Genomic DNA, 24,170 nt, shown 5'->3' on the forward strand with positions numbered 1-24,170 from the left:
CAGTGGAAGCCTAATTGATACAGATAGGATTGGTGAAACCTATGAAAATTGAACATATTGCAATTTGGGTAAATGACTTAGAATGTATGCGTGATTTTTATATGAAATACTTTAATGGTAAAGCAAACTCTTTATATCATAATAAAACGAAACAATTTGAATCTTATTTTATTACGTTCGAATCTGGAGCAAGACTTGAACTTATGCGTAAAAAAGGGATTGAAAATAAGCCTAATTTAAACATAACCGGCTATACTCATATGGCTTTTTCTGTCGGTAGTGAAGAACGTGTGAATGAACTAACAAAGGTGATAAAAGATGCTGGTTATCCTTTATTAAATGGACCACGTTTTACTGGAGATGGCTATTATGAAAGTGTAATAGGCGATCCAGAAGGCAATCAAATAGAAATTACGATTTAACTTACCCTTTTCCACCACCTCCGTATTTTTCCACAGATTAGGCGGTGCTGTTGTTGAGGTGCCAAATGAGGCAACTGCTTACTTTTACCGAAAAGCACTATCAAACATGCCAATATTCGCTACTTGGGAACAGCCAGAAGGTGCTGGTGGAAGTATTCGATGGGTTGAAGACTTCCGCTTAGCAATGCTTCCATTTACAAAAGGTGTCTATGTTAATACTCCTGACCTATCCATTAAAAATTGGCCAGATGCATACTTCAGTTGCAACTTTGACCGATTAATGGAAGTAAAAGCGGAATACTTTGCGAAAAATGTCTTTAACTTTCCGCAAAGTATTCCGCTTTTTTAAACTATATATTCCACCTAATATATCAAAATATAAAACATCCATTTTTTTATGGGTGTTTTACAAAAAGAGTTTACATAATATAATTATTAGTTGCTTCTTTTACTAAATATCTATTCAGCAATCGAAAGTAACACTTTCTCAAGGTCTTTTTTAGATAACATACTTTCGTTTATATAGCCATTCTTTTAATTGTAATTCATCCAAAGCTCCGTTCCCCTCTCATAATCCTTCACACTATATTCGCTCGTTTTTCACAAAAGGTTCATTTTACATGAAAATTTATTTATTACAATAAAAATATAAGGTATATTTTTATGAAAAGGAGGAATTCAATAATGAATACAGAGGATAAAATTCACGCTGAAAAAGTGTTAAAAAATCTATTCATCGGATCACAAGTTGATGGATTACAATTTGGTATTTCTCCAGGCGCTATAAAGATTCATTTCACAAACTTTCACGACTCAGTTTATTATGACGGACAATTATATATCAATATCGAATCCAAATGGTGTTTATTTAATAAACCTCAAAAAAGCTACCCATTAAATGAAGATGAATTTGAAGTTTATTCTGAGAAAGAAGAATATGAAAGAATATGTAAGATAAGAAGACAAAAAGTTACCGATATACAACTTGGCTTAGAAAGCCCTCATTTAATTATTACATTAGAGAGTGGACAAATTATTTTTTTAAATGGTTTTCATGATTATTATGAATGTTGGCAAGCTGGTGTCCTATGTGAGGAATGGCTTGTAGTCGCTGCACCTGGGAATGAAATCGCCACTTGGGCTCCCGATGAGTTTACCGATAAGTAAACTGTCTTCACGAAGAAGAAACGAAGATGTTTTATGAAGTACTATACTAATGAACTACATAATCATTTCTATTATACGTAAACAAAATGACGATTTTACTTTAATAGAACTCACTTTATTAAAGTTGAAAGGATGATAATGATGGCATGTGTCCATGATTTTGGAATAATTGACGATTTTACTTCTCAAAAAAATTACGAAGATTATACACCAGAGAAATATCATTGTATATCTGTTGATGATGATATTATCAGTAGTTTAAATCAAAATTTATCAATTATGAAAACCTACTTCCATACAGTCAAAAATCAGAAATACGGTTTAGCTTATTGTGGTATTACAATTATCCCGCCTGAATCATTAGCAATTTTCTATGAAACAGTTACATCCTCAAAGTTCTTCAGAAAATCTGATGAGCTGAATGAGTTAGCTTCAAAAATTGTACAAGCTGCAGCAGAACAGAAGTACATGATCCATTATGGGGTTTAAATGTAATTCAAAAAATGCTTAGGATTTCTCCGAAGCATTTTTTGTATGTTACTAATACATTTATTCCTTAACCATTTAGTCAATGCTTGAGCCTATGGCCCCATCTTTTACAAGTGAGGGCGCCCCTATTAATCTAAATAAGCGTCTCATTTCCAATCTTCCAGCTAAACCATCTCCCGTGCCCTTCTGTTTCTCCAACCGTTTCACGATATTCGTTTCCGTTAATATAATAATCAATATGAAGGTCACGATCCCACATGTTGTTATACAGGTGGAATACATCACGTTTTGCTCCAATTTCTTGTATTTGTTTTTCTAACTTATGTTTTACTTGTTCTGGTATTTGATTTGCAACATGTGTATGGAAAATACAAATAATAGCTTCTTCACTTATTTGTTCAATAATAGATGATAATAGCTCTACACCGTCTCCTTCTATTAATTGGACAGATTCATTTTTCACTAAAGATGCAGCTTGATCAAACATCTCAAGCCTTTCTTTATGTTCTGGCCAAATTAAAGCACGTAACCATAAATAATCTTCCTCATTATGTAAATCATTCACATGTAAGTCCAGTCCGATTCTTTCTACGACAGATGGGCTTTCTTTTAGAAAATGCGGCACATTTTCCCCTCTTATTTCAGAAGTTACATGCACATTTGAATTTATATTCCCGTACATTTCATCCGTTCCGTACGAATAACGATATTGGTCCCAGAACAATTGCAACCCAGAACTTGTCCCAATTTCAATTAACGCTAACGGCTTCTTCACTTTCTTAAATATGTAGCAGAAACTTGGGTATAAGTATGCGCACCGTCTTACTTCATTCGTTTGAACAAGTTTTGTTTGTAACAAAGTAATGATTTCTTCTCGGTACTCTTTACAGAAATCTTTAAAATGATTAAAAGCTTTATCTAAATTTGTATCAGCATCTTCAACTAAACTACTATAATACGTTTTTAAATGATGTTCTTTCCCTGCTAACAATAAATAATGTACTGCACCTAATAGTAAGTTTGGGACTGGTTGACCTACCTGAGCATAGGACGATAGTGTAAGTACTTCCTCATCTTCAGCAATTTTCATTGATAAATATTCATATAAATCACTTGACCCTTTACATTCCTTTATTGAAAAGTTTCGAAATAAGTTTGAAATTTGTTCTTTTGTACACATTAGAGTCCCTCCTTTTTATTTTTCAGAATAATCTTACCATTACAGAAAGAATAATTCCATAAAAAGGTACTCGATTTAGTCCCTTAAGGATACGTAAGCTTTTTCGAGATAATTTCAAACTGTAATTTTTTTCTATTTATCACCTTAAAAGAGCTTGTTAAATAAGATTTTTAGCGAATAAAACGTTAAATAGTTTAAAATTATCAGATAACACTAGATATTTTAGTCTATTAATTATTATAATAGAGTATGAGATGGTTATATAATTGAGACAAAAAAGGTATACACCTAGGTGGGGCCTAGGCGGTGTTTCTCTTTTACGGCTTAGACATAGAAAACACCTACACTTTTTTGCCAATATAGGGGATGGAGAGATTATCATGAGCAACATGCAGCAAAAAACAGACGTTATCTTAATTGGTGCAGGAATTATGAGTGCAACGTTAGGCTCATTACTAAAAGAATTAGCACCAGAATGGGAAATTAAAGTTTTTGAAAAACTCGCAAGTGCCGGGGAAGAAAGCTCTAACGAATGGAATAATGCAGGTACAGGGCATTCTGCGCTATGCGAACTGAACTATACTTCCGAAAAAGCTGACGGATCTATAGATATTAGTAAGGCTGTAAAAGTGAATGAGCAATTCCAGCTTTCAAGACAATTTTGGGCATATCTTGTAAAGAGCAAATTAATTCGTAATCCACAAGATTTTATTATGCCACTACCTCATATGAGTTTAGTACAAGGGGAAAAAAATGTTGAGTTTCTAAAAAACCGTTTTGAAGCGCTTTCAAAAAATCCACTGTTTCAAGGAATGGAATTTTCCGATGCTCCTGAAACATTAAAAAAATGGCTTCCACTCATTATGGAAGGCCGCACATCTAATGAACCGATGGCGGCAACGAAGATTGACTCTGGAACAGATGTTAACTTCGGTGCATTAACACGTATGTTGTTTGATTACTTAAAAACAAAAAATGTCGAGCTAAACTACAAGCATAGTGTCGAAAATATTAAGCGCACGAAAAATGGTTTGTGGGAAGTAAAAGTACACGATATGAATAGTGGTAAAATTGAGCATCATACTGCTAAATTCGTCTTTATTGGCGGCGGTGGCGGTAGCCTACCTCTACTTCAAAAGACTGGTATCCCTGAATCAAAACATATCGGTGGATTCCCGGTAAGTGGACTATTTATGGTATGTAAAAACCAAAAAGTTGTAGAGCAACATCATGCGAAAGTGTACGGTAAAGCTAAGGTTGGTGCTCCGCCAATGTCTGTACCTCATCTAGATACGAGATATATAGACAATAAAAAAGCTTTACTGTTTGGACCATTCGCAGGCTTCTCACCTAAATTCTTAAAAACAGGTTCAAATCTTGACTTAATCGGTTCTGTAAAACCGAATAACGTCTTAACGATGTTAGCCGCTGGTGTAAAAGAAATGGGACTTACAAAATACTTAATTCAGCAAGTTATGTTATCACATGAAAAACGTATGGAAGAATTACGCGAATTCATTCCGAACGCGAAAAGTGAAGATTGGGATATTGTAGTTGCTGGGCAACGTGTACAAGTAATTAAAGATACTGATGCTGGTGGTAAAGGGACACTTCAATTTGGTACAGAAGTAGTAAGTGCAGCTGACGGCTCAATCGCCGCATTACTAGGCGCATCACCAGGTGCTTCTACTGCTGTTCACGTCATGCTTGAAGTATTAGAAAAATGTTTCCCAAGCCGCATGGTAGAATGGGAAGAAAAAATAAAAGAAATGATTCCTTCATATGGCATTTCACTAACTGAAAATCCAAGATTGTTCCAAGATCTTCACACTTCTACTGGTCGTACACTTGGATTAAACGAAAAAGAAACTGTTCATAATTAATGAAGAAATAAAAAAACGTCCGATATATTCGGACGTTTTTTTGTCTACTAAAAATTATACTTATCAATATTATCTTTCGTAAATACAACTCGTTCTGGTAATACGATAATTCCATTCCCTTCTGCCTCATAATCATATCCTTGAATGGAGTTTGGCTCTACCTTCACTTTTCCAATTCCTTTTACTTCGAAGCTATCCCCTACTTTTAACTTCTTCCCTTTTACAACAATTTCATTTGCTACATACGTTGCGAGAGCACCTTGTTGTTTTACATCCCATAAACCAAATTGTGCTACTGTTCCTCGTTTTACGTAATCACGCATAACGTTTGGTGTAGAAAAGCCAGTTACGACAACCTTTTTATCCATTTTTAAATTTTCAGCTGCTTGTGCCATTGCCGGAAGTGCCGTTGCATCTGGACAAATGACTGCATTAATATCAGGATACGTTTTTAAAATATTCTCTCCTACTGACAAAGACTTTTGCGCATTATTTTCACCGTACTGCGTCGTTACAATTTCCCAGTTCGGATATTTCTTTTTAATAATTTCTTTCGCTTTCGTTACCCATTGGTTTTGATCCGTTACTGTCGGGCTAGAATAAAAGAAGGCTACTTTTCCTTTATCTCCAATTTGCTTTGAAGTCATTTCTATTAATAAATTAGCAAGTTGGTCTGGTGTTCCTTGGCTGATATAAAAGGAACGGTCTTTCGGATTCACATCAGAATCCCATGTTAACACCGTCATCCCTTTTTTCTTAGCACGTTGCAGTGATTGCGATAACCCATCCACTGACGTAGATGAAACCATAATCGCATCATAGTTTTGATTAATGAAATTGTTTATATATTTAACTTGCCCTGAAACACTCGCTTCAGACGGTCCATCATACTTCACTTGCACGCCTAACTTATCTCCCATCTCTTTTGCCCCTTCACCACCCGATGTGAAGAAACCAACTCCTGTTAATTTCGGAATAAATGCAAATTTCACATCATCAACCTTTTTCTTATCTGCCGTTTGGCTAGAACACGCAATTAAACCGATTAAACAAATACATACAATCAATACAATCCCCAGTTTTCTCTTCATGACATTTCCCCCTTATGCAAATTCTTTCTTTTCTCCGCTAAGAATTGATGTAATTTGAAATGTCTCATAATAATTGAAAGAATAAGGATAATACCTATTACTACATTGGATTGTTCATTTGTTAAACCCGTCATTTGCAAGCCATACTGCATGAGCCCAATGAAAATACTCGCCAGTACAGTACCAATAATGCTTCCTTTTCCGCCTGTAATAAGTGTACCGCCTAAGACGACTGCTGTAATGATTGGTAAAATTGTTTCACTTCCCATATCAGCACGTGCGGAACCGAAGTAGGCAGTTAAGAAAGCGCCTCCTAATCCACCTCCTAACCCTGAAAGTATGTAAGCAATAATGACTACTTTTTTCGTTTTAATCCCGGTGTATTTTGCTGTATTTTCGTTCGCACCTGTTAATTTTACATGGCGCCCGTATATAGTTCGGTGAAATAATACAGTACATAAAACTGTTAATACGATCAGTAGCCATAATAAATTCGGTATTCCTATAAAACTACCGTTTGCCAGTTGTACAAATGTGTCAGGTAAACCGCTTATTCCTTCGTACCCAGAAGCACCTGCCCCTCCTGAAATGACGAGGGCAATTCCCCCGTATAAAAACATCGTTCCGAGTGTAACGACGAGTGGTTCTACATCCGTCATTTTTATAATGAGTCCGTTTAAAGCGCCTGCTAAACAACTAATTATTAGGGCGATTATAACAGCAACCAAAATAGGTATTCCGTTCATCCAAAGTACACCGATTAAGATTGAAGTGAGCCCCATTATTGAGCCGATCGATACATCAATTCCTCCTGTTACTATAACAAAAGTCATTGGTATCGCCGCAATTGCGATAAATAGAAAATCATTTGTACTAAAAAGGAGATTACTAATATTTAAGAAATCACTATTTATTAAACTAAAAAGGATGAATTCTACAAGAAGTAATACAATTAGAACCCCTTCCCATCTATATACATACTTCATAGATTCATCCTCCTTTCTGCCTTCCACTTTTTCATAACACTATCTAATATGATGATAAGTAATAATAAAAAACCTGAAATAGCATTATTCCAAAATGCTGGTATTTTTAAAAAGACGAGTGAGCTACTTATTGTTTCTAAAAATAACGCTCCTAATGCAGCTCCAAATAAAGATCCTGTTCCTCCTTTTAAATGAATTCCTCCTAGTACAGCGGCTGCGATTACTTGTAATTCTAATCCTGTACCTGTTTGATTTGGCACGAAACCGATATTCATAACAAATATGCAACCAGCGAGCGCAGCGCTTATGCCTGAAATCATAAACGCATATATCTTCACTTTATTTACAGGTATACCAATAAGCCTCGCGCCATCTTCATTATCACCTACCGCATAAAAGTATCTTCCCAATGGCACTTTTCTTAAAAAGAAGTATAGTAGTAGTAAAATAATAAGAACGAACCATACAGTTATAGGTAAACCAAGAATGATGATAGATGACAGCTGCTTAAAATCGTTTGGAATATCTTCAATCCACTTCCCGCCTGTGAAAATTAACATTGTACCTCTAATAATTCCTAACATGCCTAATGTCATAATAATGGCTGGTACCCGAAACTTCGCAACTCCAATACCATTTACGAAACCGATAATGGCTCCAAGTATAATAGCTACAAATATCGACAAGAATGCACTATACCCATTCGTTAACATCATTCCGCAAACTGCTGCACTTAGCCCCATGCTTGAACCAACTGATACATCTATATTTTTCGTAAATAAGACGAACGATTGACCGATTGCTAGCACGACTAAAATAACGCTTGATTTCATCAGTAAAGATAACGAGTTAAATTGAATAAAACTAGAGTTTATCATTCCTACAATAGCTATATAAATTAGTAGTAACAGTATGATAGACGTTTCATGCATTTTTAACATATGTTTCATTCCGCTACACCTCCGTATGCAAGGCGTGTAACTTCATTCACACTCAGTTGTTCTTTTTCCATATGAGAAACAAATCGCCCATTTCTCATTACATATACACGGTTTACTAATTGGACAATTTCTTCAACATCTGAAGAGATTAATAAAATTGCGAGTCCTTCCCTTTTCATTTTTTTTATCGTCTCATACACTTCAAGCCTTGCTTTCGCATCAATTCCGCGAGTCGGCTCATCAAGAATAATAATTTTAGGATTACATGCAAGATACTTCGCAAGCACGACCTTCTGCTGATTACCTCCTGATAAAGATGCCAGTTCTTTATTCATATTCTGTACAACAATTCGGAACTGTTCTATAAACGAATTAACTAAAGCGCTTTCTTTTTCTTGATTTATAAAAAAGCGATTATTTTGATATAAACTTGCTGCTGCAATATTTTCTTTAACAGAAGCAATTGAGAAAATTCCATTCCTCGCCCTATCCTCTGGCACATAAACTAGTCCTTCGTCTAGCCTTTTATGCAAAGAACACGTATCAATTGATTTTCCACCCAATAAGATAGACCCTGATTTTATAGTTTTCAATCCAAATATCGCTTCTGCTAATTCCGTTCTGCCAGATCCTATAATGCCAGCAACACCTACAACCTCACCCGCATGTACAGTGAATGATATATTTTCGAATGCGTGACCATTTATATCAACCACTTCTAATATTTTTTTCGTCTTTGCTGTCTCTTGAACTACTTCTATTTTCTCTTTCTGTTTATATCCTTTTGGCAATAGTCCCTCCATCAGCATGTCATATGTATAGTCACATACATCACCTCGGCTTACAATCATTCCATCACGTAGTATTGCTACTTTGTTGGCAATTTCAAAGATTTCTGGAAAACGATGCGTAATATAAATCATCCCAATTCCTTTTTCTTGTAAACTTTTCATCAACACAAAAAGACTCTTAATTTCGTGTGTTGTTAATGTCGATGTTGGCTCATCTAGAATAAGAATCTCAGCTTCTCTTATTAATCCTCTAACGATTTCTACTAACTGTTGTTGCGCAATCGATAATGTTCCTCCTAGTTTATTAAGGTCAATATCCCATCCTAAGCTGCTAATCAATTGCTGAATCTGTACTTTTAGTTTCTTTTTCTTTTCTTTTAACCCGATACATATATTTTCTTCAATAGTCATATGCGGAAAAATGAGTGGTTCTTGCGGTATTAAATAAATACCTTTTCGGTGTGCTTCTGATGGATTTGAAAACTGTTGCTTCCTTCCTTTTACATACATCTCTCCATCATCATACGAATATAACCCCGTTAATATTTTCATTAATGTTGATTTCCCGGCGCCATTTCCCCCCACTAAAGCGTATATATCTCCGCGCTCTACTTGTAAGTTCACTTCTTTTAATACAAGTTGATTTAAAAACGCCTTACTCATTTTCTTTACTTGTAATAAAGGTACGTTCTCCACATGATGTCACCTGCCTTTATCCAGAACATTTTTTGAGAAAATGATTATTTGTTCTACTTGTTTTGTAGCATTGTATATTCCTTTTTTTATATCTAGAACACTTTTTTCTACGTACTATTAATCGTTTCAACTGGAATAAACAAAATATATGGTACATATGTTTAAGCTGTGGTCAATTGTTGAAAGGGATGAAGAGTATGACTCAGCTGAACTTTGAAGAAAATTTATTAACTAAAGTAACTTGGTACTATTATAAAGACCAATTAACACAACAGGAGATCGCGTCACTTCTTCATATTTCAAGAAATAAAGTCGTCCGGTTATTAGATAAAGCGCGGAGTGAAGGTATCGTTACATTTCACGTAAAAGGGACTGGTTTGCACTGTTTAAGTATTGAGCGTGACCTAATGAAAAAATTCCACTTAAAAGATGCTTTTATTATCCCTACCCCAGTAAACAATTATCACGCTTCTCTCGGAAAAGCTGCTGCACAATATTTAGAAACTCATCTCCAGCAAGGCGATTTACTCGGTATTGGCTGGGGAGAAACAATTAGCAAAATGCTAGAAAACATTCATTTTGAAAGTTCTATCAACCTTTCAATCGTAACGCTCACAGGCGGGGTAAATCACTATCTCCCGAGAAAACAAAACTATTTACACTACATGCAAGGCGAACTTCACATTATCCCTACGCCGTTTCTAGCGTCTACAACCGAAATGGCACAAAGTATTCTATCAGAACCGAGTGTAAAAGATATGCTTCAAGTCGCTTCACTTGCTCATACGGCTGTTGTCGGTATTGGGGGATTATCTCAAGACGCTACGATTGTAAAAGAAGAAAAATTAACACTACGTGAGATGACATATATTCGTAGTCAAAACGGTGCTGGCGATATTTTAGGACAGTTTTATAATACAAATGGCGATTTATTAGAGCTCTCGCATCACAATCGTCTAATTGGCACGCCCCTCTCTATTTTGCGCAATATGAAGCATGTCGTCGGTGTTGCTGGAGGTACTGAAAAGATAGATGCAATTTATGGTGCCTTAAAAGGAAAGTTTATTCATTCATTAATTACCGATGAGGAAACTGCCCTCTCCTTATTACGAAAGGATGGTGATTGTTAATGTCCCATTTATTAGCTTTCGATGCTGGTACAGGGAGCATTCGAGCAGTTCTTTTTGATTTACATGGTAATCAAATTGCAGTAAGTCAAAAAGAATGGATTCACAAATCTGACCTTCGTTATCCAGGCTCTATGAACTTTGATGTAGTAGAAAATTGGAAGCTAGTACAAGAATGTACGAAAGAGGTGCTTCAAAAAAGCAACACTCCTGCCTCTTCTATTCTTGCTATTAGCGCTACAAGTATGCGAGAAGGATTTGTTTTATATGATCAAGATGGGCAAGAAATATGGGCGTGTGCAAATGTTGATGGGCGCGCATCCGTCGAAGTTAGTGAATTAAAAGAAATTCGGTCACATCTTGAAAAAGATTTATATACAAAGTCTGGTCAAACTTTTTCATTAGGTGCTTTACCACGCCTACTCTGGATAAAAAAACATGAACCCGACGTCTATAATACTATTCACTCTTTTACAATGTTAAACGATTGGATTTTATATAAACTAAGCGGCGTACTACAAATTGATCCCTCAAACGGATGCACGTCAGGTATTTTTGACTTACAAAATAGAGTGTGGGATAACGATGTCGCTAAGGAGTGCGGTCTATCTTTGCCATTTTCACCAACAGTAAATGAAGCTGGTACAGTAATTGGCAACGTTACAAAAGAGTGTGCAGCATTAACTGGATTACGTGAAGGGATTCCTGTCGTCGCCGGGGGTGGAGATGCTCAAATGGCATCGCTCGGAACAGGAATCGTGAAACCAAATCAAACGTTAATATGCGGGGGTAGCTTTTGGCAACAAGAAGTGAATGTTACTGAGCCAATAACAGATCCACATGCTGCGATTCGAGTAAATTGTCACGTCGTTCCGAACCTATGGCAATATGAAACAATCGCCTTTTTCCCAGGTCTCGTTATGCGCTGGTTTCGAGACGCTTTTTGCCAAGAAGAAAAGAAACTTGCTGATAAACTCGGTGTAGATGCTTATGAATTACTAGAAGAACAAGCGAAAGACGTACCTGTCGGTTCATATGGTATTATCCCTACTTTTTCAAACGTTATGAACTACATTTCTTGGCGTCATGCCGCACCTTCATTCTTAAATTTAAGTTTAGACGCTGACAAATGCGGAAAAAAGGAAATGTTCCGTGCTATTGAAGAAAATGCGGCCTTCGTTACACTTGGAAACTTAAAACTAATTGAAAATCTTACTGGTACATTCCCTTCTGAAGTCATTTTTGCTGGCGGTGCCGCTAAAGGGAAACTATGGCCACAAATTCTATCAGACGTACTCGGCATTCCTGTAAAAGTACCAGTTGTGAAAGAAGCAGCTGCTTTAGGAACTGCAATTGCTGCCGGAGTTGGCGCTGGCATATATTCATCTATGGAAGAAACTGCCGAAGAGTTTGTACAGTGGGAGCAAACATTCGAACCAGTTACTGAAAATCACGAACTATATAAAGAGTTCTATGAAACATGGAAAACTGTATATGACAGTCAGCTCGCTTTAGCTGATAAAGGGCTCACCTCACATATGTGGATTGCGCCTGGTGCACTGTAACACATTACATAAAGGAGTGAACTGTATGTTAAAAGCGAATGAAAATGACTTCTCCTATCGCTTCGGTGATAACGGGCCGAAATATTTAATACAAGGGCCAAATATTGATCTTGGCCTTGTTGTCATTCAACCGGGCCAGGAGTTTCAAAACCATTATCATACGACGTGCGAAGAGGTCTTTTATGCATTAGAAGGTGAAATAGACTTCTATGTAAATAACGAAAGAGTTCCGATTAAACAAGGTGATGTCCTGCAAGTTCGCCCTCATGAATCTCACTATCTGATTAACCATTCTGACAAACCTTTTAAAGCTGTTTTTATAAAGTCACCACATTTACCAAATAAAGATACGGTACAAACGGAAAATCCAACATTAACGAAGGAGTGATTTTGAATGACTTGGGGATTTAAAAATCGATTAAATACAATTTTACCTGATGGTAGAGCGGTTATGTTAGCAATAGATCACGGTTATTTCTTAGGACCAATTCACGGACTAGAACAACCACTTGAAACAGTTAAAAACTTACTTCCTTATACAGACTCCCTCTTTTTAACACGCGGTGTACTTAGCTCCTGCATTCCTGAAAACTGCAACACACCGATGGTTATGCGTGTATCTGGTGGCGCTACTGTCGTCGGTAAAGATTTAGCGAATGAAACAATTGTTACACCTGTGAAGGAAGCAGTGAAGCAAAACGCAATTGGCGTTGGCGTTTCTGTTTTTGTCGGATCAGACTATGAAACACAAACTGTTACAAATCTCGCAAATGTAGTTTCTGAAGCTCATGATTACGGCCTACCAGTACTCGGCATTACCGCAGTCGCAAAGGAATTACAAAAACGTGAAGCTCGCTTTCTAGCACTTGCTTCCCGCGTATGTGTTGAAATGGGTGCTGATATTATTAAAACGTATTACTGCGAAGGATTCGAAAAAATAACGAGCACATGCCCTGCCCCAGTCGTCATCGCGGGCGGCCCAAAACTAGATTCAATTGAAGACGCATTAAACATTACGTACAATGCATTGCAAGAAGGAGCAATTGGAGTAGACATGGGCCGAAACATATGGCAATCCGAGCACCCAGCTGCGATGATCCAAGCAATACATGGCATTGTGAAAAATGGATTGAATGTGAAAGAGGCACTTGAACTTTATGATGATGTGAAGAATTAATGTGAAAAGACAGACTATTTATTAGTCTGTCTTTTTTACTTTACAGTGAAACTTTCATAATCCGTCTTCTAATATGATACATACTTAAATTTTATACACCTTCAAACGATTACTCTTGTTGATCGCTATTAAGCTTTGAAACTTTCTTACCTTCTCTATAATCAAGACAAGACACTTCAATTAATAAGCCATTAAATACTGTAAAATAAAAACCATAACTACTACCTCTCATCGTATACGGTTCCTTGTCTATTTCAATGCCACCAGCTACTAAACGATTATACGCTTGATCAACTTCATTTGAAGTATCCACTAAAAAACCAATATGAAAAGCTTCAGGATACATCACTTCCTTATTTCCCTTAAATGCTTTTGGATCGCTCAGCACAAGTATAAATCCACTTTCATCACTCATTACTAATAATGCCTTTCCCTTTTGCTCTAAAAATTGAAAATCAAAAAATGTTTCAAAGAAATGTCTCGCTTCTGATAAGTCATCAACACATAAATTTAAATGATTCAGCTTCATGTACTCATCTCCTTTTAAAAAGAAGGGATATAGACTCATTTTCATAACCCTTAAATATGTAAGGCAAGATATTCAAGCGTTCCATCTAAGACTATGCTTTATAAGTCTAATACTTTTCTCCATAGCCTAGAACGTTTTTTATGACTGCAATTATATAAACTGTTAGACGTGAAATATTAATGTACCTATTTAAAATAGTCTCATTATTTATTTTCCAGATTGTGTAGAACCCACTCAACCAGGAAAATTGCTGAAGGGATGCGCTCTGTTGTATCACCTAAAAATAGCTTATTAAGTAACTCATCTAAATGAATTGGCTTATTCGGCAACGTTTGAATATACCTTAAAGCAGATCCCGCTGGCGGTACTGGCTTATTATTAATAGCCCATATCCCTTCTAACAATGTCCAAGTTGACGTATGAACTAAGTATGAAGCTTTTAACTCATCATTTGCTTTTAAAGCAGATTGAATTTTAATAAGCGAACTATGCAACCAATGAGAAATGCCCTTCATTTTGTCGCTTGAAACACGATAGTTTTCAAATTCATATGTAGCTATTTCCTTTAACTTTTTTAACTCACCGCTTTTATCAAACAAAATTTTCCCTTCTAGAAATGAGTATAGTTCCATCGGATTGTTTTTAAAGTTTACTTGAATTTGATTAAAATCTGCACCCTTATATTCAACTAAAATATCTTCTCTCATTTCAGAATGAAATTTCTTCTTTTGTCCGTCTTCTAAAAGAATATAGAAGTCTAAATCAGATTCAGGATATGCATCGCCTCTTGCAACAGATCCAATTAGCATGAATCCATTTACCTTTTCCATAGATAAGACTTCCGCTACTATTGTTTGCACTAATTTTTTATGTTGTTCATATGTAATGAATGCAAGTTTTTCTATCATTCCCATCCCCCCAGTCATAAAAAAGAGGATACATGATTGCTTCTACAACATGTATCCTCTACTTATATATTACGACTGTTGATAAGCCGATTTCGATGATTTCACATAATAAACTGCATGATCCACATTAATAATATGATCTGGCTTTGGTTTACCACGGCCCGCTCTATGTCCAGCTAAGTGTTCTTCACTTGTTTCCCAGTTTTTCCATGCTTCTTCAGATTCCCAGCGAATCATTACGACAACTTCTTCGTCGCCGCGTCTTACTTTTTTCACGAGAACACTTAAATCGATGAAGCCTTCAAATTTTTCAATAATACCTTCTCCAGTGAAACGTTCTACAACTATATTTGATGTACCTTCTTTTACTGTAAATGTTTTCGTTTCGATAAACATATATCCCACTCCCTCTTTGTTATACGAATACTAGCATTCTTCTATTATAATTGATTATGATAATTATTTTCAATTGTAAAGTTTTAATTTTTTGAATTATGCTGATTTCTTTTCTATCGCCTCATCTAAAAATTTGAAATATGGAAGTAACATCCCTATTAAAGATGTAACACATATAATTGCACCGATGATTACATATAGCGCTCTTACTCCCCACATTTCACTCAATATCCCCCCTACTAACACACCTAATGGCATAGCGGATCGTATAAAAAATAAACGCACTGAAAATACTTGTCCTATCATATTATTTGGGACGGTTTGTTGGCATATTGTCGTGTTATGAACATTGAAAAATGCAATACAAATCCCTGCTATTACTTCAATTATTATTGCAATGATAATACTATGATTGAATCCTAATGAAATGTATGTGAGTCCCCCTATAAACAATCCTCCAAGCATAAGTATACGCCGGCTTTTATATGTTACTTTTCCGACTAATACTGAGCCAATTACGTAGCCAAGTGGAAAACCTGCCATGAAATAACCGTACTCTGCATATCCCGCTGACAGCTCGTCTTTTATATAAGGAAGATTTGTGACCATCGTTACCCCTACTCCAAACTGCACGAAAGTAAGAAATATACCGAGCCAAACGATGATTGGTTTTGTGAAAAAATATGTAAAACCGTGAAAAAACTGTTCTAGCCACGTTTTCCGAATAGGTTGCGACGTTCTATTTTCTTTTATATAAAATAAGAAAGTGCCACTAACAAATAAACATATGCATACGAAAGATAATGTAAGTTTTGTTCCAATCAAATGAATGACTACTCCGCCTAATACTGGCGCAAGAAACATCATAAGGCGAGTCATTCCATCAATGTACGCATTTGCATCTTGAAGTTGTTCTTTCCCTACAATGCTCGGTGTAATTGCTTGACTTGCAGGTGTATAAAGTGGTGTAATAAGTCCCACTACAATTTGAACAACATAAATGTGCCAAACTTCTATACTACCCGAAACTAGCATCACCAAAGGTAATAAAAATACGGACGCTCGTATCCATTGTGAAAATATCATAATCCACTTCCGGCTCCATTTATCAATAAATGGGCCACTTATTAATTGCAATATGAGTGATGGGATGAAATATAATAACCACATACTACTTAAAGCCATTTCTGATCCTGTTAACTCATATACTAGAATTGAATTACATAACGTTCCGAAAGCCCCTCCTAATTCAGAGATTGCACTACCAATCCACATAAAAAAGAACGAACGATTTTTCAATATATTTTTCAATTTCACACACCAACTTTTCTTTTATATTCCTCCCTTTATGTACATTCTCGTTGTTAATTATCTATTCAAAAACATATCTAATTCTTTCGCTAAAGACTGTACTGCTTTCTTTCTTAATACATATTTTCCGTCATGTATATCAACTAACTTCGCTGCACGTAACAATTTCAAATGATGATGTACAGTCGATTTACCGAGTTGCAATCTTTCCGTTATTTCCTGTAATGTACGTTCTTTTTCAAACAACATTTTTACAATTCGCAATCTCGCTTCATCTCCAAGAGCCTTATGTTTTTGAACTAAAAAATAATTCGGTTCATACGGATCTTCAGGATGAATACTTTCATTCGCAACTGGATAATGAAATACTTTCGTATCATCAATATCTGCTTCAATATTCCACGGTCTGTACGTCATTTGCGGAATAAGAAGTACGTGATGAACACTTGGCTCTGGCATATAGTTCACTCCGCCAGTCGCCCACTCGACAAACTCTTCCGGCTTCATCTTTTTATTCATTTCATTTTTTGCTTCATAATCTCGTTTTAATATAGAAAGTATTTCTTCTTCCTCACTCTTAATTACACTCTCATACCACCCTGTCATTACAGCGATTAAATGAGATTTCAGCACTTGTACATCTACATCACATATAAAGCGAATGTACGTAGAGAAAAACTGATGATCATGTGTTAATTCCTTTAGTTCATGTATTGCAGTTCCATCTCTACTTGCGGCTAAACGCCTTTTTTTCTCATATTTCTCCCCTAAAAACGGTAAACATGTATACTTCAAATCTTCTTCTGAAAGTGAATCGATTTTAGCATGAAACTGCGATACACCCTGTATGTCTTCTTCATACAACAACTGAAGCAATGCTTTCCACGTATTATTTTCTTCGACAAATTGTAAGTGCTCTCTCATTTCTTCTGTTAATGATTTCTTAATTTCTTCCCATTCATTTTGACTCTTTTCAAGTGTATCAATTAACCTCTTATAAGTAATTGCTGCAATGCCAAGCGCACATTCGAAAAGTATCGAATATTTCACTTGAACGTTATACGTTTCCCTCTTTCTACTCGTTATGTGATAGACCTCCATTTTTATCCCCTCCTTGTTTGCTATATATCAAATTCTATTTTTATCGAATTTAACCTTCTATATTTTTAGAATTATTTTGCGACTTCAAAAAAACTCTAATCCATGAGCAAATAGAGAAAGGTTTATACTCTTTTTCATTCTGACTCAATTAAAGCCTTGATTATTAAGTATCATATTAAAAAGAAGTTTTTTAATGGCTCTGTTATAAGTTGTCTTTCACCCTCTTGTGCAACTATAGAAAAGGTTTATTGAAGAGAAAAGAGAATTGGTTTTATTAAGAAAAATGAACAGGAGGCTATACGAATGGGAAGAAAAGAAATGTTGCAAAATGGAGTCCAACAAGTTTTTTACGAAGAAGAATGGTACCCACCAATATCAGAAGCGTTAAAGAATCTTACGGTTGAACAAGCATGTTGGCAACCAGAAGGTGCTGCCAGTAATACGATTTGGGAAAATGTGAACCATTTATTAATCTTTAAAGAACGCCTACTTTCCCGTTTACATGAAGACGACACATTTGTTGCTCCACAAAATAATGATGAGACGTTTATCCAAGGTGGACCTAATGATGATGCCGCTTGGCAGCAAACCGTAAAGCGAACGCTTCAAGTACATGATGCCTTACAATCTTCATTAACCGCCCTTCAAGAAGCAGAACTAGATCAACTAAGTCCTTCTCTACCAGTTTGGCAACAATATATGAATATCCTTTTGCATGATGCTTATCATACAGGACAAATTATACAGCTTCGGAAACTTCAAGGTTCATGGCCAACTCACCGTTCTTATTTATAAAGTGAAATTTTAATCAGCTCTTACCAATCGGGATTTTGCGGGCAGCCCATCCCCACCTCACTTCTTTGCTTTCCTTGAATTTTGAGGTAAAAATCTTACTGTCCGTTAATCCGGAATAAACGATGTTTAAAATCGCATACGTTTAATATCCAACAAAACAATTGAAAACAGCTAATTGTTCGATAATTACTGCGATTGCTCAAAATAAAGCAAATTAAAATACATTGATTCCTAACATAACTTACATGCTTCATAACTTCTAATCATAATCCAAATTTGGAAGAATAGATGCTTTTTTATATACAAATAATAACTCTCAAGGAGTTGTTGACATGCATTTCATATTGAATATGTTAGGGATTTTCGTTGTCATATTAATCATTTTCTTATGTTCGCCTAATAAAAAACATATAAAATGGAGACCGATTGTAATTCTCATCCTATTGGAGCTTTTTATTACGTGGTTTATGTTAGGCACAAAGCTCGGCAGTATTATCATTAATAAAATTGCGTCATTTTTCAGTTGGCTACTAGCATGTGCGAATGAAGGTATTCGATTTGCATTTCCTTCAGCTATGGAAAGTCAGCACATTGATTTCTTCTTTAGTGCGTTACTTCCTATCATTTTTGTTATTACTTTTTTCGATATTCTTTCTTATTTCGGAATCTTAACTTGGATTATTGATAAAGTAGGTGCAGTTATTTCAAAGATTTCTCGTTTACCAAAGTTAGAAAGTTTCTTTTCGATTCAAATGATGTTTTTAGGAAACACCGAAGCACTTGCGGTTGTTCGTGATCAATTATCTGTTTTAAAAGAAAATCGATTATTAACTTTTGGAATTATGAGTATGAGTAGCGTTAGCGGATCCATTCTTGGTGCTTATTTATCAATGGTTCCAGCAACATATATTTTCAGCGCAATCCCATTAAACTGTATTAACGCATTAATTTTAGCCAATGTATTAAATCCTGTGGAAGTTTCGAAAGAAGAAGACGTTGTTTACACACCTTCAAAACATGAAAAAAAGGATTTCTTTTCTACTATTTCAAACAGTATGTTAGTTGGGATGAATATGGTTATCGTTATTTTAGCTATGGTAATTGGTTATGTAGCTTTAACAGCATGTTTAAATGGGATTTTAGGATTTTTTGTAACAGGGTTAACAATTCAAAAAATCTTCTCCATTATCTTTAGTCCTTTTGCATTTTTACTCGGTTTATCAGGCAGTGATGCTATGTATGTAGCTGAATTAATGGGGATCAAAATAACGACGAATGAATTTGTTGCAATGATGGATTTAAAATCAAACTTAAAGTCGCTACAACCGCATACGGTTGCGGTTGCAACGACATTTCTAGCTTCTTTTGCTAACTTTAGTACAGTAGGTATGATTTACGGAACTTACAATTCATTATTTGGCGGAGAAAAATCATCAATCATCGGTAAAAATGTTTGGAAGCTTCTTGTTAGCGGGATGGCTGTTTCTTTATTAAGTGCTATGCTCGTTGGGCTATTTGTATGGTAATTAATTTTAATAATAAAAGACACCCAAGCCAATTGAGTGTCTTTTATTATTATTTTCGAATTTGTCCATTTCCACGAATCACATATTTTGTAGAAGTTAATGCTGGAAGCCCCATTGGTCCTCTTACGTGTAACTTTTGTGTACTGATACCAATTTCCGCTCCGAATCCAAATTCGGATCCATCTGTAAAACGAGTCGATGCATTATGATAAAGTGCCGCGGCATCTACAGAAGTAAAAAACTTGCTGACGTTTTCCTCGTTTTCAGTAATAATTGCTTCAGAATGCATAGATCCATACGTATTTATATGATGAATCGCTTCTTCAACAGTGGAAACCACTTTCACTGCTAGTGTGAGAGATAAAAACTCAGTTTCCCAGTCTTCTTCTGTCGCAAGTAAGATAGAAGAATCAATCGCCACTGCTTTATTATCACCACGTAGCTCCACTCCTCTTTCATTCAAGGAAGAAAACAACTCGCTACCATATTGCTCTGCCCAATTCTCATGAAGTACAATCGTCTCAATTGCATTACATACAGATGGACGCTGTGTTTTTGCATTTATAATAATATTAAACGCCATTTGTTTATCTGCTGTTTCATCAATGAATATATGACAATTTCCCGCACCTGTTTCAAGTACTGGAACAGACGCTTCTCTCACTACTGTATCAATTAATTGTTTACCGCCTCTTGGTATAAGAACATCCAAGTACTCGTTCAATGTAAACAACTGTTTTGCACTATCTCTCGTTGTATCTTCTATGAGCTGTACACTTTCTGAAGGCAAGCTAGTTTGCTTAAGCGCCCGGTGAATAACGCTAACGATGGCTTTGTTAGAATGGATAGCAGAAGAACTACCACGTAGTATTACTGCGTTTCCTGTTTTTAAACAAATTGTAGCAGCATCAACAGTTACATTCGGTCTTGCCTCATAAATCATCCCGACAACACCAAGTGGTACGCGCATCTCCTGAATAGATAGTCCATTTGGCCTTTCCCATGCACTTACACATTCTCCTACAGGATCACGTAATTCAATTAGCTGCTTAATCCCCTCTGTCATATCAATAATACGATTTTCAGTTAGCAGAAGACGATCAAGGAGTGAATCAGAAAATCCTTTTGCCTTACCTTCTTCAATATCCCTCTTGTTTTCTTCTAAAATATAAGCTGTTTCTAATATTAACTGATCAGCTATTGCGGAAAGTGCTTCGTTTTTTTGCTCTGTAGATTTAAGCACAAGCTCTCTAGCAACCTCTTTTGCTTTTATCCCCTTTGCCAACACTTCATTCATTTTTATTTCCTCCTTTTTAAAGTGAAACCCAATGATCCCTATGGATGACTTCATAACTATGTCTCTCGCCTCTTACTTGAATATCTTGGCTTTGCATACCTTTTACATCTATTAGTTCCTCTGCACTATATGTGCATTGTCCTTTTCCTATTACGCGCCCTTGTTGCGTTACAACCTCTACAACTTCACCCACTTGGAAAAATCCTGATACATTCGTAACACCAGCTGGAAGTAAACTCTTACCATGCTGAATGATGGCAGTAGCTGCCCCAGCATCTACTTCAATTTGTCCGCTAACAAGCGAATGTAAGGCAATCCATTGCTTGTTCATCTTCATTTCTTTTTGAGGAGCATTACCAACATACGTTCCATCACCCTTACCCTTCAAAACATCTACAAACTTTTCCTGTCCACGTCCTGTTCCGATAAATACACTCACACCAAGAGAGAGCGCTGTCTTTGCAGCGTCGATTTTTGATTTCATACCGCCAGTCCCAAGTTTTGAGCCAGCATCTCCTGCAAGAGAAGAAATTTCTTCCGTAACTTCAGGAAGAAAATAATATTTTTTTGCATCCGGATTTTTCTGAGGATTTTTGTCATATAACCCGTTCACATCCGTAAAGATCATAAGCATATCCGCCGAAACAAGCCCGCTTACTAAAGCTGACAGCATATCATTATCACCGAACGTCAGCTCCTCTAAAGAGATGGAATCATTTTCATTAATAATTGGAAGAGCGGAGCGGTTTAATAATTCTCCTAACGTAGCGTAAGCATTACTATATTGTTCTTTTCTAGAAAAATCACTCCTCGTCAGCAAAAGTTGCGCAGTAACGATGCCATATTTACGGAATTCCTCCGTGTACGCCTGCATTAACAAACTTTGTCCGACAGCTGCTGCAGCCTGTTTCCCTTTAATCGTTACAGGTCTGCTAGGATATCCTAGCGCTGAAAAACCTGCAGCGACGGCTCCAGATGTAATTAACACAACCTCGTGCCCCTCTTCTTTCAACCGAGCCAATGCGGCAACGTGATCTGAAAGCTGTTCTGTAGAGATGCCTCCGTGACTATCTGCCAAGGAACTACTCCCAATCTTTACAACAACTCGTTGTTTTTTCACTTTTTTATCCCCCAAGTCTAAAATCAAAGTTTTTTATAAATTACACTTCATTCACTTTGTAACTATATCTATTCTCATCAATGCTGCAATGAGGTATTTAAGAGCAAAATAAAAATGACCGCTTCGCCCTTAATAAAATAAAAAGGACGAAACGGTCATTGTTCCGCGGTACCACCTTAATTGATATACATAGATATCCACTTGGTGCCTATAACGCAGGCGAACGCCTAAACTTTCATTTAAGACTCAGGGATAGGTTCGATATATTCTATACGAGGAATCTTTCAGCCGGTGAATTCCACTCTCTTTCGCAAGAAGACATATGTACTAATTCCCTTCAACGATTTTCAATCTAATTTTTTTATATTATGCGATATAGTTCGATTCGGTGTCAAGAGGTATTTTTAAAAATAAATAGAGCCGCAAGTTATTTGTATGAAATTATCGCCCTACTGAATGAAAATACAAAATGATATAAGTTTAACTCATATTCATAAACATAAAACCTTACATTATAGTGTATATATTTACATAATGTCGAATATAATTAATTTTTATCTTTTAGTGTTGCAAAAAGGAATATATTCTCTTAGAATGTTTCTTTATATTGCACAGGGATGTTATTCTTATTCTAAGAAAATAATATCAAACCGATATAATTGATTATAAAAGGAGCAAGATTGAGTTATTATGGATAAACAAATTGGATTCATCGGTTGCGGAAATATGGGAATGGCTATGATTGGCGGAATGATAAACAAAAATATAGTGTCTTCAAATCAAATTATTTGTTCAGATTTAAACACTGCTAATTTAAAAAATGCTAGTGAAAAATATGGGCTAACTACAACTACCGACAACAATGAAGTAGCTAAAAATGCTGATATTTTAATTTTATCAATCAAACCAGACCTATACGCGTCAATAATTAATGAAATAAAAGAAATAATCAAAAACGATGCTATCATCGTTACGATCGCTGCTGGGAAAAGTATTGAAAGTACTGAAAATGCCTTTAATAAAAAAGTAAAGGTTGTAAGGGTAATGCCTAATACTCCTGCTCTTGTTGGAGAAGGAATGTCTGCATTATGCCCGAATGAAATGGTGACAGAAAAAGATTTAGAAGATGTACTAAACATTTTCAATAGTTTTGGTCAAACAGAGATCGTAAGTGAAAAATTAATGGATGTTGTCACATCCGTAAGTGGTTCTTCACCAGCTTATGTATATATGATTATAGAAGCGATGGCAGATGCTGCTGTACTAGATGGTATGCCAAGAAATCAAGCATATAAATTCGCTGCTCAAGCTGTGTTAGGCTCTGCAAAAATGGTACTAGAAACAGGAATACATCCAGGTGAATTGAAAGATATGGTTTGTTCTCCTGGCGGAACGACAATAGAAGCTGTAGCAACATTGGAGGAAAAAGGACTGAGAACAGCGATTATTTCAGCTATGCAGCGTTGTACGCAAAAGTCTGTTGAACTATCTGGTCAAACTAAAAAGTAAAACTGTAAAAGAGATCGCGTTAGCTATGAATTCATATGAATTTAATTAGAAATTCACTACATGATAAACGGCCAAACTCATATATAATTGAGTTTGGCCGTTTCAGTTTTAATTATATTAAAATAATTTCATTCAAATCTTCTTTACAGGTTCTGTTTTATCC

The 24,170-nt window shown here is 35.9% G+C and carries 24 protein-coding genes and 1 other annotated feature; of the genes, 12 read left to right on the forward strand and 12 right to left on the reverse strand.

All coding sequences use genetic code 11. The annotated features are described in order from the left end of the window. The first annotated feature begins 41 nt into the window (after nt 1–41). The 4 genes from ACUL40_RS06810 (at nt 42) to ACUL40_RS06825 (ending at nt 2,078) form a co-directional block, all read left to right on the forward strand. Nucleotides 42–422: a VOC family protein gene (locus ACUL40_RS06810; RefSeq protein WP_000687535.1), complete on the forward strand. Its 381-nt coding sequence runs from the start codon at nt 42–44 to the stop codon at nt 420–422. Nucleotides 423–480: 58 nt separating this feature from the next. After that, nucleotides 481–771, forward strand: coding sequence for a BBE domain-containing protein (locus ACUL40_RS06815; RefSeq protein WP_002041349.1), 291 nt, complete (start codon nt 481–483; stop codon nt 769–771). A 335-nt stretch (nt 772–1,106) separates the two neighbouring features. Further along, on the forward strand, nt 1,107–1,589 hold the full coding sequence (locus ACUL40_RS06820; protein ID WP_001090915.1) for a hypothetical protein: 483 nt from the start codon (nt 1,107–1,109) through the stop codon (nt 1,587–1,589). Between the two features lie 138 nt (nt 1,590–1,727). Continuing rightward, on the forward strand, nt 1,728–2,078 hold the full coding sequence (locus ACUL40_RS06825) for a hypothetical protein (RefSeq protein WP_001999997.1): 351 nt from the start codon (nt 1,728–1,730) through the stop codon (nt 2,076–2,078). 133 nt (nt 2,079–2,211) lie between these two features. Here the strand turns inward: ACUL40_RS06825 and ACUL40_RS06830 are convergent, their stop codons facing one another. Next, nucleotides 2,212–3,258: a DUF2332 domain-containing protein gene (locus ACUL40_RS06830; protein WP_000337432.1), complete on the reverse strand. Its 1,047-nt coding sequence runs from the start codon at nt 3,256–3,258 to the stop codon at nt 2,212–2,214. A gap of 380 nt (nt 3,259–3,638) precedes the next feature. Here ACUL40_RS06830 and ACUL40_RS06835 point away from each other — a divergent pair, with 380 nt between their 5' ends. Further along, on the forward strand, nt 3,639–5,141 hold the full coding sequence (locus ACUL40_RS06835; RefSeq protein ID WP_000069138.1) for a malate:quinone oxidoreductase: 1,503 nt from the start codon (nt 3,639–3,641) through the stop codon (nt 5,139–5,141). Between the two features lie 47 nt (nt 5,142–5,188). On the opposite strand, the gene lsrB is transcribed toward ACUL40_RS06835, so the two are convergent. Genes lsrB through ACUL40_RS06855 form a run of 4 tightly spaced genes read right to left on the reverse strand, consistent with a single transcriptional unit; the run spans nt 5,189 to nt 9,646 of the window. Then, the gene (gene lsrB / locus ACUL40_RS06840; RefSeq protein ID WP_000823660.1) at nt 5,189–6,232 is read right to left on the reverse strand and encodes an autoinducer 2 ABC transporter substrate-binding protein LsrB; all 1,044 of its coding nucleotides are present in this window, start codon (nt 6,230–6,232) and stop codon (nt 5,189–5,191) included. Further along, the gene (locus tag ACUL40_RS06845) at nt 6,229–7,218 is read right to left on the reverse strand and encodes an ABC transporter permease (RefSeq protein ID WP_259591595.1); all 990 of its coding nucleotides are present in this window, start codon (nt 7,216–7,218) and stop codon (nt 6,229–6,231) included. Before ACUL40_RS06845 ends, lsrB begins: the two co-directional genes overlap by 4 nt. Beyond that, the gene (locus ACUL40_RS06850) at nt 7,215–8,168 is read right to left on the reverse strand and encodes an ABC transporter permease subunit (protein WP_445423069.1); all 954 of its coding nucleotides are present in this window, start codon (nt 8,166–8,168) and stop codon (nt 7,215–7,217) included. Before ACUL40_RS06850 ends, ACUL40_RS06845 begins: the two co-directional genes overlap by 4 nt. Beyond that, nucleotides 8,165–9,646: a sugar ABC transporter ATP-binding protein gene (locus ACUL40_RS06855; protein WP_445423070.1), complete on the reverse strand. Its 1,482-nt coding sequence runs from the start codon at nt 9,644–9,646 to the stop codon at nt 8,165–8,167. The genes ACUL40_RS06850 and ACUL40_RS06855 overlap by 4 nt, the downstream gene beginning before the upstream one ends. Before the next feature lie 197 nt (nt 9,647–9,843). On the opposite strand from ACUL40_RS06855, the gene ACUL40_RS06860 reads away from it, so the two are divergent. The 4 genes from ACUL40_RS06860 to lsrF are packed head-to-tail and all read left to right on the forward strand — an operon-like array spanning nt 9,844 to nt 13,515. Next, nucleotides 9,844–10,776 (forward strand): sugar-binding transcriptional regulator, encoded by a 933-nt coding sequence (locus ACUL40_RS06860; protein ID WP_445423071.1) that lies wholly within the window; start codon nt 9,844–9,846, stop codon nt 10,774–10,776. Beyond that, on the forward strand, nt 10,776–12,338 hold the full coding sequence (lsrK, locus tag ACUL40_RS06865) for an autoinducer-2 kinase (RefSeq protein WP_326038397.1): 1,563 nt from the start codon (nt 10,776–10,778) through the stop codon (nt 12,336–12,338). The genes ACUL40_RS06860 and lsrK overlap by 1 nt, the downstream gene beginning before the upstream one ends. Before the next feature lie 25 nt (nt 12,339–12,363). Next, a complete protein-coding gene (locus ACUL40_RS06870) occupies nt 12,364–12,726 on the forward strand; it encodes a cupin domain-containing protein (protein WP_000909986.1) in 363 nt (120 codons plus the stop codon). Nucleotides 12,727–12,732: 6 nt separating this feature from the next. After that, a complete protein-coding gene (lsrF, locus tag ACUL40_RS06875) occupies nt 12,733–13,515 on the forward strand; it encodes a 3-hydroxy-5-phosphonooxypentane-2,4-dione thiolase (RefSeq protein ID WP_000219765.1) in 783 nt (260 codons plus the stop codon). A gap of 109 nt (nt 13,516–13,624) precedes the next feature. Here the strand turns inward: lsrF and ACUL40_RS06880 are convergent, their stop codons facing one another. The 5 genes from ACUL40_RS06880 to ACUL40_RS06900 form a co-directional block, all read right to left on the reverse strand. Further along, nucleotides 13,625–14,044 (reverse strand): VOC family protein, encoded by a 420-nt coding sequence (locus ACUL40_RS06880; RefSeq protein WP_065382449.1) that lies wholly within the window; start codon nt 14,042–14,044, stop codon nt 13,625–13,627. A gap of 203 nt (nt 14,045–14,247) precedes the next feature. Continuing rightward, nucleotides 14,248–14,952, reverse strand: coding sequence for a nucleotidyltransferase family protein (locus tag ACUL40_RS06885; RefSeq protein WP_000570640.1), 705 nt, complete (start codon nt 14,950–14,952; stop codon nt 14,248–14,250). A 69-nt stretch (nt 14,953–15,021) separates the two neighbouring features. Next, nucleotides 15,022–15,348: a heme-degrading monooxygenase HmoA gene (hmoA, locus tag ACUL40_RS06890; RefSeq protein WP_000469498.1), complete on the reverse strand. Its 327-nt coding sequence runs from the start codon at nt 15,346–15,348 to the stop codon at nt 15,022–15,024. 96 nt (nt 15,349–15,444) lie between these two features. After that, entirely contained in the window at nt 15,445–16,665 is a 1,221-nt protein-coding gene (locus ACUL40_RS06895) for an MFS transporter (protein WP_445423072.1), read from the reverse strand. Nucleotides 16,666–16,716: 51 nt separating this feature from the next. Beyond that, a complete protein-coding gene (locus ACUL40_RS06900) occupies nt 16,717–17,760 on the reverse strand; it encodes an ArsR/SmtB family transcription factor (protein ID WP_445423073.1) in 1,044 nt (347 codons plus the stop codon). A 303-nt stretch (nt 17,761–18,063) separates the two neighbouring features. Here ACUL40_RS06900 and ACUL40_RS06905 point away from each other — a divergent pair, with 303 nt between their 5' ends. After that, nucleotides 18,064–18,555: a DinB family protein gene (locus ACUL40_RS06905; protein ID WP_000532733.1), complete on the forward strand. Its 492-nt coding sequence runs from the start codon at nt 18,064–18,066 to the stop codon at nt 18,553–18,555. Between the two features lie 332 nt (nt 18,556–18,887). Next, nucleotides 18,888–20,081, forward strand: coding sequence for a NupC/NupG family nucleoside CNT transporter (locus tag ACUL40_RS06910; protein ID WP_445423074.1), 1,194 nt, complete (start codon nt 18,888–18,890; stop codon nt 20,079–20,081). 49 nt (nt 20,082–20,130) lie between these two features. On the opposite strand, the gene ACUL40_RS06915 is transcribed toward ACUL40_RS06910, so the two are convergent. Together ACUL40_RS06915 and proB are read right to left on the reverse strand one after the other, a co-directional pair. Then, on the reverse strand, nt 20,131–21,378 hold the full coding sequence (locus tag ACUL40_RS06915) for a glutamate-5-semialdehyde dehydrogenase (RefSeq protein ID WP_025687458.1): 1,248 nt from the start codon (nt 21,376–21,378) through the stop codon (nt 20,131–20,133). Between the two features lie 16 nt (nt 21,379–21,394). Continuing rightward, a complete protein-coding gene (gene proB, locus ACUL40_RS06920) occupies nt 21,395–22,498 on the reverse strand; it encodes a glutamate 5-kinase (RefSeq protein WP_000744808.1) in 1,104 nt (367 codons plus the stop codon). Nucleotides 22,499–22,637: 139 nt separating this feature from the next. Beyond that, nucleotides 22,638–22,848, reverse strand: a binding site (T-box leader). 340 nt (nt 22,849–23,188) lie between these two features. On the opposite strand from proB, the gene proC reads away from it, so the two are divergent. Further along, a complete protein-coding gene (gene proC / locus ACUL40_RS06925) occupies nt 23,189–24,007 on the forward strand; it encodes a pyrroline-5-carboxylate reductase (RefSeq protein WP_000360723.1) in 819 nt (272 codons plus the stop codon). Nucleotides 24,008–24,170 lie beyond the last annotated feature (163 nt).

This window comes from Bacillus sp. KNSH39 (assembly GCF_052656585.1).